Raw genomic sequence first — 13,802 nt, forward strand, 5'->3', positions numbered from 1 at the left:
CGCCCGGTTTACATTCCGAACCCGGAAGCTAAGCCTTTCAGCGCCGATGGTACTGCAGGGGGGACCCTGTGGGAGAGTAGGACGCCGCCGAACAACCCGCCCTTTTAGCTCAGTCGGTAGAGCGTCTCCATGGTAAGGAGAAGGTCAACGGTTCGATTCCGTTAAAGGGCTCCAAAACGAGAAGGCCCCCGCCATTGGCGGGGGCCTTTTTGCGTTCCCGGAGTCCTCCCTGCGTATCCTTCGGTTTGATCTTGAGGATGCTGTTCATGGGGAGGAATGCGTGATGTCGGATCAGACTCCGGCCGAGGCCGAGTTCGAGCAGGCCTGGGCCGACTCGAGGTATACCCGGGCGGTTCTGCCGGCCGTGGACGTGAATCGGATCCTGGGGGAGCGGTACGTCGCCGCCGAGCCGGTGGCCCTGGACCGGGCGGGGATCTGGGACATGGAGGTCCGGAAGGCCGGCAATCCAGGGGCCTTCATTCCGTACGTCATCAAGGAGGGCTCTGCCTCCGCCTGGGTGCCGGGCCGTACGGGTGTGGAGCTGGGGGCCGAATTCGTCAGGCAGTCGCAGCAGAGGCTGTGGCTCCAGCCGGACGCGTACGGACTCGTGCTCGAAGAGACGTACCTGAACCACGAGAAGCAGGTGGTCACCTTCCTCGGCCGGGAGACCTTCCCCGACGTGCAGGGCGTGCCCCTGCACGCGGACGACCGCCAGCCGCTGTTCCACGTACAGCACGGGGTTGCGGGTACGGACGGGCAGCCGCTCAATACCTGGCGGATCGTGCTGCTGACCGACCAGCCGGACGAGCGGCTGGTGCAGGTCTTCGAGCGGATGGCCGGTGATCCTTGGCTGCCCGAGTTCCTCGAGCACTACGTGGAGGACGTGCTCGGGATCGCGCTGACGCGTCGGGACGACGTCTGAGGGACGTTGTAGAAGGGCCTCTGCCTGGTGGCGGGGGCCCTTTTTTGTGCGTGAGGGGGGTCCGGGACTTCCCGTCAAGCCCCGAATCTTCGGGCCGTGACCAAGGGCGGGGCCCGGGGCGCAATGGGATCAGCAGGAGTTCCCCAGGCCCTCGATCCACGGGAGGAACGCTCATGAACACCGACCGGATCCGACACCTCGCCCACACGTTCAGGACGGCCCTGGCTGCCGACGGCGCCTCCCCGTCCTCCTCCACGCCTCCGTCCGTGTCCCCTTCCCGGTCCGTCGCCGGCCGTGACTCCGCCGTCGAGACGGGCAGTGCCCCCTGGAGCGGGGAGATGGCGGCCCCGTCGTTCATGATCCTGGTGCCGGGGCCCCGCCGCTGAGGCGAACGGCGCGACGGTGCTCAGTCGCCGTCGCGCTGCCGGGGGATGCGGAAGGCAAGGATGGCCATGTCGTCGGAGGCCGGTTCGGCGGCGAAGCGTTCCACCGCGCGCAGGACGCGGGAGGCGACGGCGCCGGCGGTGAGGCCCGTACAGGTGGTGAGGACCTCGGCGAGGCCGTCGTCGCCGAGCATGCGCGTGCCCTCGCGGCGTTCGGTGACGCCGTCGGTGACGCAGAGGAGCACGTCACCGGGGTCCAGGGTGAGGGTCTGCTCGTAGAGGTCCAGGTCATCGAGGACGCCGAGGAGGGGCTGCGGGTCGGCGGCGGAGGTGACCTCGCCGTTCGGGCGCAGGCGCAGCGGCAGCGGGTGACCCGCGCAGACGACCTTCATGTGGGCGCCGCCGTCGGGCTGCGGGTGCAGCTCGCCGTACAGGAGGGTGAGGAAGCGGCTGCGGTCGCCCTCGTCGAGGATCGCCGCGTTGAGCCGTTCCAGGACGGCCGGGCCGCCGAGGCCCTCGCGCGCCAGGAGGCGCAGGGCGTGCCGGGCCAGGCCGGTGACGGCGGCCGCCTCCGGGCCGGTGCCGCAGACGTCGCCGATGGCGAACCCGTAGACGCCGGGGCGGATCGGGAAGACGTCGTAGAAGTCGCCGCCCACCTCGTTGCCCTCGCCGGCCGCGCGGTAGATGACCTCGACCTCGATGCCGGGGATGCTCGGGGACCCGGGCGGCAGCAGGCTGCGCTGGAGCGAGCGGCTGATGGCGGTGCGCTCGGAGTACAGGCGGGCGTTGTCCAGGGCGAGGGCGGCGCGGCGGGAGAGGTCCTCCGCGAGTTCGAGGATCTCCTGCCGGAAGTGCTCGTCCGAGGGCTTGCCGAGGGTCAGCATGCCGATGACGCGGTTGCGGGCGAGGAGCGGGAGGACCACCGTCTCGCCGCCGACCGCAAGGGAGGTCTCGGGCCAGGGGCGGGCGCCGGACTCGCGGACCGGTTCGGGCGGGCTGACCTGGGCGAGCAGGGCCTTGAGGCCGTCGATGCGCTCCTCGTCCTCGTGCAGGACGTAGGAGAGGAACGGGTCGGAGGCCTGGTCGGCGATGGTGTAGACGGCGCACCAGGTCGCGAGGGTGGGGACGGTCATCTGGGCCATGAGGGCCAGGGTCTGGTCCCGGTCGAGGGTGCCGGCGAGCAGGTCGGAGGCCTCGACGAGGAAGGAGAGGGAGCCGCGGCGCAGTCGTTCGAGCTCGCCGAGGCGGGCCGATTCCACGGCGAGGGCGATCCGGTCCGCGGCGAACTGCAAGCGCAGGGCGTCGTCGTTGGAGTAGCGGCCGGGGATCTCCGCGGCGACTCCGAGGGAGCCGGTGAGACGGCCTTCGACCTTGAGGGGGACGGTGAGTGCGGAGCGCATGCCGGTGGCTTCCAGCAGGGGTACCGCACCGGGGGCGACGACGAGGTCCTCGTGGACGGCGGGCATGCGGGCGCTGCCGTACCGGTTGGTGCCGGCTTCGACGGGGACGCGGGCGAAGCGCTGGCGGGTGGAGGGCAGGCCGGTGGTGGCGCGGACTTCGAGCTCGGTCTCGTCGTCGGTGGCGAGGAGGAGGAAGGCCGAGTCGGCGTCGAGGAGGTCGCGGGCGCGTTCCACGGTGCGCTGGAGGAGGCCGTCGAGGTCGTCGGGGGCGGGGGAGCCGATGAAGATCTCGAAGGGGTCCGTGGGGCGGGACTCGGCGAGCTGGCCGCCGTCCATGGGGACCCGTACGGGGCTCTGCAGCAGGGCCCGCTCGTCGTCGTGCACGAGCAGGCAGACGATGGAGGGCTCCCCGTGGGCATCGCGGACCCGCAGGTGGGAGGCGTAGATGGGGATGACGCGGCCGTCGGCGCCGCGGATGCCGTAGCTGCCCTCCCAGCGGGACAGGCGCAGGGCCTCGGCGATGCCGGTACCGGTGCCGGGGGTCTGCGGCCAGGCGGCGAGCTCCGCGAGCGGGCGGCCGACCGCCTTCGAGGCGAGGTGGCCGAAGATGATCTCGGCGTCCTCGTTCCAGGCGGAGACGGTGCCGGCGGAGTCGATCTGCAGGACGGCGACGCGGACCCGGCTGTCGGCCAGGGGAAGGAGCTGGTCGGGTACGACGGGCCCCGCGGAGCGGGTACCGACCGGACGGTCCGGCATGTCGAGCCGGAACCACACGTGCTTGTGCGTGGCCGTGTACTCGACGCCCCAGCGGGTGGCGAGGGCGGCGCAGAGCATGAGCCCGCGGCCGTTCTCGCGGTCGGGATCGGCGTACGGGCGCTCGCCGGGGTGCTGGAGCGGGAGCTCGCGCTCCGGGTAGCGGTCGGCGACCTCGACCCGTACGCCGTCCTCGGTGCGCAGGCACAGGACCTCGGCGCGGGTGCCGGCGTGGACCACGGCGTTGGTGACGAGCTCGCTGGTGAGGACCACCGCGTCGTCGACGATGTCTGCGAAACCCCAGCCCTGGAGGGTGTCGCGGACGAATGCGCGGGCAGCAGCGACTGAACGCCCCTGTGGATCGAAACTGGCAGCCGCCCGTGCCGTGATCACAAGTCTCCTTCGACGCGGTGGACAACGGATGCCAGGTTACTTACCTTCACGGTCGCCATGGTGCCGTCGTCTGGGAATCCACCCGCAGGGTGCGGCCGGTGTGCGATGGTGCCGGAGTGTTATGGCCGGGTTCGGACGGGGTGAAACACTGGGCAGGCTTGGAGTCACGCAGTAAATGGGCACTGCGTTGATGAGCACGGCGTAGATGGGCACGGCGTAAGTGGACGCAGTCTGATGAACAAGATGCCCGGTGGAACAGTGGTCGACCCCTTCGGGAGGGACACGGTGGAGGCTGGCGCGGCGGTGCGGCGTACGGGAACGCGCCCGAAGGGAGGACGCTCCCGGCGGGGCGTGACGACGGAAGTCGATACCGCGGCCCTGAACAGGCTGCTCACGGCCTTGGTCTCGATGCGGGACGGTAACTTCCGCAAGCGGCTGACGGTGTCCGGCGACGGGGTGATGGCGGAGATCGCCGCCGTCTACAACGAGGTCGCCGACCGCAATCTCCACCTGACCGGGGAGCTGTCCCGGGTGCGGCGCATGGTCGGCCGCGAGGGGAAGCTCAGCGAACGGCTGGAAACAGGCGCCTGCGAGGGCTCCTGGGCTGCCGCGATCGATGCCTCGAACCAGCTGGTGGACGACCTGGCCCGGCCGGTGTCCGAGGTGGGCCGGGTGCTGTCGGCGGTCGCCGAGGGCGATCTCGACCAGCGCATGGACCTGCGGACCCAGGCCGCGGAGGGTGCCGGGCACCCGCTGCGCGGGGAGTTCCTGAAGGTCGGGCGGACGGTCAACAACCTGGTCGACCAGCTCTCCGCGTTCACCGACGAGGTGACGCGGGTGGCGCTGGAGGTCGGTACCGAGGGCAAGCTCGGCGGCCAGGCGCAGGTGCGCGGAATGTCCGGATCCTGGAAGGATCTGACCGACTCCGTCAACACGATGGCGTACCGGCTCACCGCCCAGGTGCGTGACATTGCTCTCGTGACGACGGCGGTGGCCAAGGGCGATCTGTCGCGCAAGGTCACGGTGCACGTGGCCGGCGAGATGCTGCAGCTGAAGAACACCGTGAACACGATGGTGGACCAGCTGTCCTCGTTCTCCTCCGAGGTGACCCGTGTGGCCCGCGAGGTGGGTACGGAGGGTGAGCTCGGCGGCCAGGCGAAGGTGCCCGGGGTCGCGGGCGTGTGGAAGGACCTGACCGACTCCGTCAACACCATGGCCGGCAACCTGACGGCCCAGGTGCGCGGCATCGCGCAGGTGACCACGGCGGTGGCCAACGGCGACCTGTCGCAGAAGGTCCGGGTCAGCGCGCGCGGCGAGGTCGCGCAACTGGCCGAAACGATCAACCAGATGACCGAGACGCTACGGACCTTCGCGGACGAGGTCACGCGCGTGGCCAGCGAGGTCGGGGCGAAGGGCCTGCTCGGCGGGCAGGCGCAGGTGCCGGGCGCGGCCGGGACGTGGAAGGACCTCACCGACTCGGTGAACACGGTCTTCCGCAACCTCACCACGCAGGTGCGCGACATCGCCCAGGTGACGACGGCGGTGGCCAACGGCGACCTGTCGCAGAAGGTCACCGTGAACGTGGCCGGCGAGATGCTGGAGCTGAAGAACACCGTCAACACGATGGTGGACCAGCTCCAGTCCTTCGGTGCCGAAGTGACGCGGGTGGCCCGTGAGGTCGGCGTCGAAGGCGAACTGGGCGGTCAGGCGCAGGTGCCGGGCGCCGCCGGGACCTGGAAGGACCTCACCGACTCGGTGAACACCGCCTTCCGCAACCTCACCGGGCAGGTCCGCAACATCGCCCAGGTGACGACGGCGGTGGCCAACGGAGACCTGTCGCAGAAGGTCACGGTCGACGTCTCCGGCGAGATGCTCCAGCTGAAGAACACCGTGAACACGATGGTGGACCAGCTGTCCTCCTTCGCCGACCAGGTCACGCGGATGGCGCGGGACGTGGGCACGGAGGGCCGGCTCGGCGGCCAGGCGAGGGTCGAGGGGGTGTCCGGCACCTGGAAGGAGCTCACCGACTCCGTCAACTTCATGGCCGGGAACCTGACCTCCCAGGTGCGCCAGATCGCCCAGGTGACCACGGCGGTGGCCCGCGGCGACCTCTCCCAGAAGATCGACGTGGACGCCCGGGGCGAGATCCTGGAGCTGAAGAACACCATCAACACGATGGTCGACCAGCTCTCGGCCTTCGCCGAGCAGGTGACCCGGGTGGCCCGGGACGTGGGTACGGAGGGCCGGCTCGGCGGTCAGGCGCAGGTGCCCGGTGTGGCCGGCGTGTGGCGCGACCTGACGGACTCGGTGAACGGCATGGCCGGGAACCTTACCTCGCAGGTACGCAACATCGCGCAGGTCGCCACCGCGGTGGCGCGCGGCGACCTGTCGCAGAAGATCGAGGTCGACGCCCGGGGCGAGATCCTCGAGCTGAAGAACACCCTCAACACCATGGTGGACCAGCTCTCGAACTTCGCGGAGCAGGTGACCCGGGTGGCCCGGGAGGTGGGCACCGAGGGCATCCTGGGCGGCCAGGCGGAGGTGAAGGGGGTCTCCGGCACCTGGAAGGACCTCACGCAGTCCGTCAACTTCATGGCGAACAACCTGACCTCGCAGGTGCGCAACATCGCCGAGGTGACCACGGCGGTCGCCATGGGCGACCTCTCCAAGAAGATCACCGTCGATGCCAAGGGCGAGATCCTGGAGCTCGTCACCACGGTGAACACGATGGTGGACCAGCTGTCCTCCTTCGCCGAGCAGGTCACGCGGGTGGCCCGCGAGGTGGGTACCGAGGGCATCCTCGGCGGCCAGGCCCGGGTGCGCGGGGTCACGGGCATCTGGAAGGACCTCAGCGACAACGTCAACACCATGGCCGGCAATCTGACCGCCCAGGTGCGCGGAATCGCCCAGGTGTCGACCGCGGTGGCCAACGGCGACCTGACCAAGACGGTCACCGTCGAGGCGCGCGGCGAGGTCGCGCAGCTCGCCGACACCGTCAACACCATGGTCAAGACCCTGTCTTCCTTCGCAGACGAGGTCACGCGCGTGGCCCGCGAGGTGGGTACGGAGGGCCGCCTCGGCGGCCAGGCGCACGTGCCCGGGGTCTCCGGGACCTGGAAGGACCTCACCGACTCGGTGAACTTCATGGCCTCCAACCTCACCGGCCAGGTGCGGCAGATCGCCATGGTCACGACCGCCATCGCCAAGGGCGATATGACCAAGAAGATCGACATCGATGCGCGCGGGGAGATCCTGGAGCTCAAGACCACGATCAACACGATGGTCGACCAGCTCTCCTCCTTCGCCGACCAGGTGACCCGCGTGGCCCGCGAGGTGGGCACCGAGGGCATCCTCGGCGGCCAGGCGCGGGTCCGGGACGTGGACGGCACCTGGCGGGACCTGACCGAGTCCGTGAACGAGATGGCCGGGAACCTCACCCGGCAGGTGCGCGCCATCGCGGCCGTGGCCACCGCGGTGACGCGGGGCGACCTCAACCTGAAGATCGACGTGGACGCCGCCGGAGAGATCCAGGTGCTCCAGGACAACCTCAACACGATGATCGCCAACCTGCGCGACACCACCTTGGCCAACAAGGAGCAGGACTGGCTCAAGGGCAACCTCGCCCGCATCTCCGCCCTGATGCAGGGCCGCCGCGAGCTGGACGACGTGGCCTCGCTGATCATGAGCGAGCTGACGCCGGTGGTCTCCGCGCAGCACGGGGCGTTCTTCCTCGCGCTGCCGACCGGGGGCACCACCGAGATCGGGACCGACGGGGGCGCGGACGGCTCGTACGAGCTGCGGATGCGAGGGAGTTACGCGTACGCCGGCGGGCAGATGCCCATCTCCTTCCGGCCGGGCGAGGGACTGATCGGGATGGTCGCCGAGGAGAAGCGGATGGTGCTCATCGAGAACACCCCGCCCGGCTACCTGAAGATCTCCTCCGGGCTCGGCGAGGCACCGCCCGCGCACGTGATCGTGCTGCCGGTGCTCTTCGAGGGGAAGGTGCTCGGCGTCATCGAGCTGGCCTCCTTCCAGCCCTTCACGCAGATCCAGAAGGACTTCCTCAGCCAGATCGCCGAGATGATCGGTACGAGCGTCAACACCATCTCCGTCAACTCCAAGACGGAGATGCTGCTCAAGCAGTCGCAGGAGATGACCGAGCAGCTGCGCGAGCGCTCCGACGAGCTGGAGAACCGGCAGAAGGCCCTCCAGGCGGCCAACGCCGAGCTGGAGGAGAAGGCCGAGCTGCTGGCCCAGCAGAACCGGGACATCGAGGTGAAGAACACCGAGATCGAGGAGGCCCGGCAGGTCCTGGAGGAGCGCGCCGAGCAGCTCGCGGTCTCGATGCGCTACAAGAGCGAGTTCCTGGCGAACATGTCCCACGAGCTGCGGACCCCGCTCAACTCCCTGCTGATCCTGGCCAAGCTGCTCGCCGACAACGCGGACGAGAACCTCTCGCCGAAGCAGGTGGAGTTCGCCGAGACCATCCACGGGGCCGGCTCCGACCTGCTCCAGCTGATCAACGACATCCTCGACCTGTCGAAGGTCGAGGCCGGGAAGATGGACGTCTCCCCGACGCGGATCGCGCTGGTCCAGCTCGTCGACTACGTGGAGGCCACCTTCCGGCCGCTGACCGCGGAGAAGGGGCTCGACTTCTCGGTACGGGTCTCCCCGGAGCTCCCCGCCACCCTGCACACCGACGAGCAGCGGCTGCTCCAGGTGTTGCGCAACCTGCTGTCGAACGCGGTGAAGTTCACCGACACCGGGGCGGTGGAGCTGGTGATCCGGCCCGCCGGGGCCGATGTGCCCATCGCGATCCGCGAGCAGCTCCTGGAGGCCGGTTCGCTGCGGGAGCCCGACGCCGACCTGATCGCCTTCTCGGTGACCGACACCGGGATCGGGATCGCCGCGAGCAAGATGCTGGTGATCTTCGAGGCGTTCAAGCAGGCCGACGGGACCACCAGCCGCAAGTACGGCGGCACCGGCCTCGGACTGTCCATCAGCCGGGAGATCGCCCGGCTGTTGGGCGGGGAGATCCACGCGGCGAGCGAGCCCGGGCGCGGGTCGACCTTCACGCTGTACCTGCCGCTGCACCCGAGCGAGCTGCCCCCGCAGGGGTACGCGCCGCCGACGCCCGGCGGGGCGCGCGGGGAGCTGTACCGCCGTCCGGCCGCCGAGCAGGCGCGGCCCGAACTGCCGGCGGCGCCGGTGGCGCAGGGCCCCGTAGGGTCCGTGGGGCCGATGGCACTGCCGCGGGCCGGGGAGCCGGTCGGGCAGGGGTCTTCGGCGCTGTTCCGGCGGCGCCGCAAGGCGATGGCCGAGCCGCCGCTGCGGGCGGAGGTGCCCGGACAGGGCGACGCGGAGGCGTGGTCCGTCGAGGAGCCGCTGCCCACGGCGCCGCGGACGTACGACTTCCACGGTGAGCGGGTGCTGATCGTGGACGACGACGTGCGCAACGTCTTCGCGCTGACCAGCGTGCTGGAACAGCACGGTCTGGCGGTGCTGTACGCGGAGAACGGCCGGGAGGGCATCGAGGTCCTGGAGCAGCACGACGACGTGGCGCTCGTGCTGATGGACATCATGATGCCGGAGATGGACGGGTACGCGACGACCTCGGCGATCCGGCGGATGCCCCAGTTCGAGGGGCTGCCGATCATCGCGCTGACGGCGAAGGCGATGAAGGGCGACCGGGAGAAGGCCATCGAGTCCGGTGCCTCGGACTACGTGACCAAGCCGGTGGAGCCCGACTATCTACTGTCGGTCATGGAAGGGCACATGCGCGGGGCCGGGGCGTGACCGGGCGGGCGGAGGGGGACTCCCGAGGGAACCTTCTGCCCTTCCACCACGTTTCAGGTTCGTGCGCTGTGACATCTTGGTGACAGGGTGTGGCGATCTCGGGACTGGGGCTACGATGACCGGCACAAGGACGGACGGCGCAAGGATGCCGTCCTCTGGGGCGGGGCCCGGCGCACAGGCCGGAGCCAGGAGCCGGGGAGGCCCCATGCCGGGGCGAGGAGGACAGGGCATGGTGCAGAAGGCCAAGATCCTCCTGGTCGACGACCGGCCGGAGAATCTGCTGGCGCTGGAGGCCATCCTCTCCGCGCTCGATCAGACACTGGTCCGGGCGTCGTCAGGGGAGGAAGCGCTCAAGGCGCTGCTGACGGACGATTTCGCGGTCATCCTGCTCGACGTGCAGATGCCGGGCATGGACGGGTTCGAGACGGCCGCGCACATCAAGCGGCGGGAGCGGACCCGGGACATCCCGATCATCTTCCTCACGGCGATCAACCACGGTCCGCACCACACCTTCCGCGGGTACGCGGCGGGCGCGGTGGACTACATCTCCAAGCCCTTCGACCCGTGGGTGCTGCGGGCCAAGGTCTCGGTGTTCGTCGAGCTGTATACGAAGAACTGCCAACTGCGCGAGCAGGCGGCGCTGCTGAGGCTCCAGCTGGAGGGCGGCGGCTCCAACGGGGCGGTGGACGGCTCCAAGGAGACGGCCGGCCTGCTGGCCGAGCTCTCCGCGCGGCTCGCCGCGGTGGAGGAGCAGGCGGAGGCGCTGACCAAGCAGCTCGGCGAAGAAGCGGCCGATCCCTCGGTGGTGGCCACCGCGGCGCACCTGGAGCGCAAGCTCACCGGGCTGCGGCGGGCGCTCGACGCGCTGGAGCCGGGGACGGGTGGCGGGGCTCCCGTGCTGCCCGCTCACGGCTGAGGATCACGGGCCTCACTGCGCCGGGCTTCGGAGCCCGCTCGTGACCCGGGAGGGGCGCGTGCGGGCCCGCTTGGCGGGCCGTCAGGTCTGGCGGGGCGTCAGGGCGGGCCGCCGGTAGGGGCCGAGCCCGCGGGCGTCTCCCACCCGAGACCCGGAACGACACGAACGGGTGAAGGGGTGGGCACGCGTGTCCACCGGCGCGCGCACCGGTAACCTCGGGCGCATGGCCTCAAGTACGTCCGGTAAGGGTTCCCAGAGCACGGCGGGCACCGCGAAGGGCCGCACCGGCCGTACGACGGCGCCGGCGAAGAAGGCTGCCCCAGCCCGCAAGCCGCCCGCCAAGAAGGCGGCGTCCGCCGCCAAGCGCGGCCCCGTCAAGAAGGTCGCGCCGAAGCCCGCGCCGTCCCCCACCGGGGGAGTGCTGCGGCTGGTGCGCGCCTTCTGGCTCGGCATCGCGCACGCGGTCGGCGCGATCTTCCGCGGCATCGGGCAGGGCGCGAAGAACCTCGACCCGGCCCACCGCAAGGACGGCCTCGCCCTGCTGCTGCTCGCGCTCGCGCTGATCGTCGCCGCCGGGACCTGGTCGAACCTGAGCGGGCCCGTCGGGGACCTGGTGACCATGCTGGTCACCGGCGCCTTCGGGCGGCTCGACCTGCTCGTGCCGGTCCTGCTCGGCGTCATGGCGGTACGTTTCATCCGCCATCCCGAACAGGCCGACGCCAACGGCCGCATCGGCATCGGGCTCTCGGCGCTGGTCGTCGGAGTCCTGGGGCTCGTGCACATCGCCTGCGGAGCCCCCGGGCGCGACGAGGGCACCACCGCCATGCAGAACGCCGGCGGGCTGATCGGCTGGGGCGCCTCGAAGCCGCTGATCTTCACCATGGGCGCGCCGCTGGCCGTGCCGATGCTGGTGCTGCTCACCGTGTTCGGGCTGCTGGTGGTCACCGCGACCCCCGTCAACGCGATCCCGCAGCGGCTGCGGAGCGCGGGGATCCGCCTCGGAGTCATCGCTCCGAACGAACACGACGCCGAGTACGCCGAGTACGGGGACTCCGCGGGCGCGGCCTCGGCCGCCGCGGACCGGCACGATGCCGAGCAGTGGCGGGCCCGCTCCGGCGCTGCCGGGCCGGGAGACCCGGCGGAGGCCGCCGAGGAGGAGGCGCTCGCCCGGCGGCGGCGCCCCCGGCGGGCCGCGGGCCGGCCCATGGACCGAGGGATGGACGCCGTCGACGTGGCCGCGGCGGCCGCCGCCGCGCTGGACGGGGTGGTGTACGGCGGGATGCCGCCCTCGCCGCTGGTCGCCGACCTCACCCAGGGCATCTCGGGGGAGCGCGAAGGGCGCGAAGGTTCGGAGATCACCGCTCCGGTTCCGGCGGCCCGGGAGGAGGGGCCGTCCCGCGAGGAGAAGGCCGCCCGCGAGGAGAAGCCCGTCGATGCCGCGGCCCCGCCGAACGACACCACGGCGGCGGCCTCCGGGACGCTGTCCGTTCCCGACCTGACCAAGACCCCGCCCCCGACCCAGGCGCTGCCGCCCCGCGCGGAGCAGCTCCAGCTGCGCGGGGACATCACGTACTCCCTGCCCTCGCTGGACCTGCTGGAGAAGGGCGGCCCTGGCAAGACCCGCAGCGCCGCGAACGACGCGGTCGTGGCCTCGCTGACGAACGTGTTCATGGAGTTCAAGGTCGACGCGAAGGTCACCGGATTCACCCGGGGCCCGACGGTGACCCGCTACGAGGTGGAGCTCGGCCCGGCCGTGAAGGTCGAGCGGATCACGGCGCTGGCGAAGAACATCGCCTACGCCGTGGCCTCGCCCGACGTGCGCATCATCAGCCCGATTCCGGGCAAGTCCGCGGTCGGCATCGAGATCCCGAACACCGACCGCGAGATGGTCAACCTCGGGGACGTGCTCCGGCTGGCGGACGCCGCCGAGGACGACCACCCGATGCTGGTGGCGCTCGGCAAGGACGTCGAGGGCGGCTACGTCATGGCCAACCTGGCGAAGATGCCGCACGTCCTGGTCGCCGGAGCCACCGGTTCCGGAAAGTCCTCCTGCATCAACTGCCTGATCACCTCGGTGATGGTGCGGGCCACCCCGGAGGACGTCCGGATGGTGCTCGTGGACCCCAAGCGGGTGGAGCTGACGGCGTACGAGGGCATCCCGCACCTGATCACGCCGATCATCACCAACCCCAAGCGGGCCGCCGAGGCGCTGCAGTGGGTCGTGCGCGAGATGGACCTGCGCTACGACGACCTGGCCGCCTTCGGCTACCGGCACATCGACGACTTCAACCAGGCGATCCGCGACGGCAAGATCAAACTGCCGCCGGGCAGCGAGCGGGAGCTCAGCCCGTACCCGTACCTGCTGGTGATCGTCGACGAGCTCGCCGACCTGATGATGGTGGCCCCGCGCGACGTGGAGGACTCGATCGTCCGCATCACCCAGCTGGCCCGCGCGGCCGGCATCCACCTGGTGCTCGCGACCCAGCGGCCCTCGGTGGACGTGGTGACCGGTCTGATCAAGGCGAACGTGCCCTCGCGCCTGGCCTTCGCCACCTCCTCGCTCGCCGACAGCCGGGTCATCCTCGACCAGCCGGGTGCGGAGAAGCTCATCGGCAAGGGCGACGGTCTGTTCCTGCCCATGGGCGCGAACAAGCCGGTGCGGCTCCAGGGCGCCTTCGTCACCGAGGACGAGATCGCCGGGATCGTGCAGCACTGCAAGGACCAGATGGCTCCGGTCTTCCGCAACGACGTCACCGTCGGGCAGAAGCAGAAGAAGGAGATCGACGAGGAGATCGGCGACGACCTCGACCTGCTGTGCCAGGCGGCCGAGCTGGTGGTCTCCACGCAGTTCGGATCCACCTCGATGCTCCAGCGCAAGCTGCGGGTCGGGTTCGCGAAGGCCGGGCGTCTGATGGACCTGATGGAGTCCCGGGGGATCGTCGGACCGAGCGAGGGCTCGAAGGCGCGCGACGTGCTGCTGAAGGCCGACGAGCTCGACGGCGTGCTCGCGGTGATCCGCGGGGAGACTTCCGAGTAACGGGCAAAGGATCGGGGGCAACCGTTTCCCCCGGTCGCGTGTCTAGTTGAGGGAGTGGCGGTCCGTTCCGGGCCGCCGCACCGGGCGGGAGCCCCCTGGCCATTCGTATGGCGTAGGGAGGCGCCCCTCCGGTTGCTCCACCCTTTCGTCACCCCCCTAGACTGGACTTCCAGCAGGTGGCTACACGCTCGAAAGGCGCCCT

The 13,802-nt window shown here is 70.5% G+C and carries 6 protein-coding genes, 1 tRNA gene and 1 rRNA gene; 7 read left to right on the top strand and 1 reads right to left on the bottom strand.

The window, feature by feature from the left end; genetic code table 11:
• From rrf to ACFRU2_RS18955, 4 genes are all read left to right on the top strand, one after another.
• A 5S ribosomal RNA gene (gene rrf / locus ACFRU2_RS18940) occupies positions 1-93 on the top strand; the annotation flags it as partial.
• A 5-nt stretch (positions 94-98) separates the two neighbouring features.
• Positions 99-174, top strand: a tRNA-Thr gene (locus tag ACFRU2_RS18945).
• 109 nt (positions 175-283) lie between these two features.
• Entirely contained in the window at positions 284-922 is a 639-nt protein-coding gene (locus ACFRU2_RS18950) for a hypothetical protein (protein WP_382973331.1), read from the top strand.
• 173 nt (positions 923-1,095) lie between these two features.
• Positions 1,096-1,308 carry a hypothetical protein gene (locus ACFRU2_RS18955; RefSeq protein ID WP_382973333.1) on the top strand — a complete coding sequence of 71 codons (213 nt, stop codon included), beginning with the start codon at positions 1,096-1,098 and terminating at the stop codon, positions 1,306-1,308.
• A gap of 20 nt (positions 1,309-1,328) precedes the next feature.
• Here the strand turns inward: ACFRU2_RS18955 and ACFRU2_RS18960 are convergent, their stop codons facing one another.
• Complete coding sequence (locus ACFRU2_RS18960; RefSeq protein WP_382973335.1) at positions 1,329-3,851, bottom strand: SpoIIE family protein phosphatase; 2,523 nt, start codon at positions 3,849-3,851, stop codon at positions 1,329-1,331.
• 285 nt (positions 3,852-4,136) lie between these two features.
• On the opposite strand from ACFRU2_RS18960, the gene ACFRU2_RS18965 reads away from it, so the two are divergent.
• The 3 genes from ACFRU2_RS18965 to ACFRU2_RS18975 all read left to right on the top strand — a co-directional run bounded on the left by ACFRU2_RS18965 (position 4,137) and on the right by ACFRU2_RS18975 (position 13,600).
• Positions 4,137-9,647 (top strand): HAMP domain-containing protein, encoded by a 5,511-nt coding sequence (locus ACFRU2_RS18965; protein WP_382974002.1) that lies wholly within the window; start codon positions 4,137-4,139, stop codon positions 9,645-9,647.
• A gap of 229 nt (positions 9,648-9,876) precedes the next feature.
• A complete protein-coding gene (locus tag ACFRU2_RS18970; RefSeq protein ID WP_250751754.1) occupies positions 9,877-10,563 on the top strand; it encodes a two-component system response regulator in 687 nt (228 codons plus the stop codon).
• Positions 10,564-10,786: 223 nt separating this feature from the next.
• The gene (locus ACFRU2_RS18975) at positions 10,787-13,600 is read left to right on the top strand and encodes a DNA translocase FtsK (RefSeq protein WP_382973338.1); all 2,814 of its coding nucleotides are present in this window, start codon (positions 10,787-10,789) and stop codon (positions 13,598-13,600) included.
• Positions 13,601-13,802 lie beyond the last annotated feature (202 nt).

Source organism: Streptomyces sp. NPDC056883 (genome assembly GCF_042788835.1).
Classification (GTDB): Bacteria; Actinomycetota; Actinomycetes; order Streptomycetales; family Streptomycetaceae; genus Streptomyces; species Streptomyces stoeckheimensis.

Coding starts and splice junctions, on each gene's coding strand:
- ACFRU2_RS18950 (WP_382973331.1), top strand. CDS start 284: ATGTCGGATCAGACTCCGGCCGAGGCCGAGTTCGAGCAGGCCTGGGCC.
- ACFRU2_RS18955 (WP_382973333.1), top strand. CDS start 1,096: ATGAACACCGACCGGATCCGACACCTCGCCCACACGTTCAGGACGGCC.
- ACFRU2_RS18970 (WP_250751754.1), top strand. CDS start 9,877: ATGGTGCAGAAGGCCAAGATCCTCCTGGTCGACGACCGGCCGGAGAAT.
- ACFRU2_RS18975 (WP_382973338.1), top strand. CDS start 10,787: ATGGCCTCAAGTACGTCCGGTAAGGGTTCCCAGAGCACGGCGGGCACC.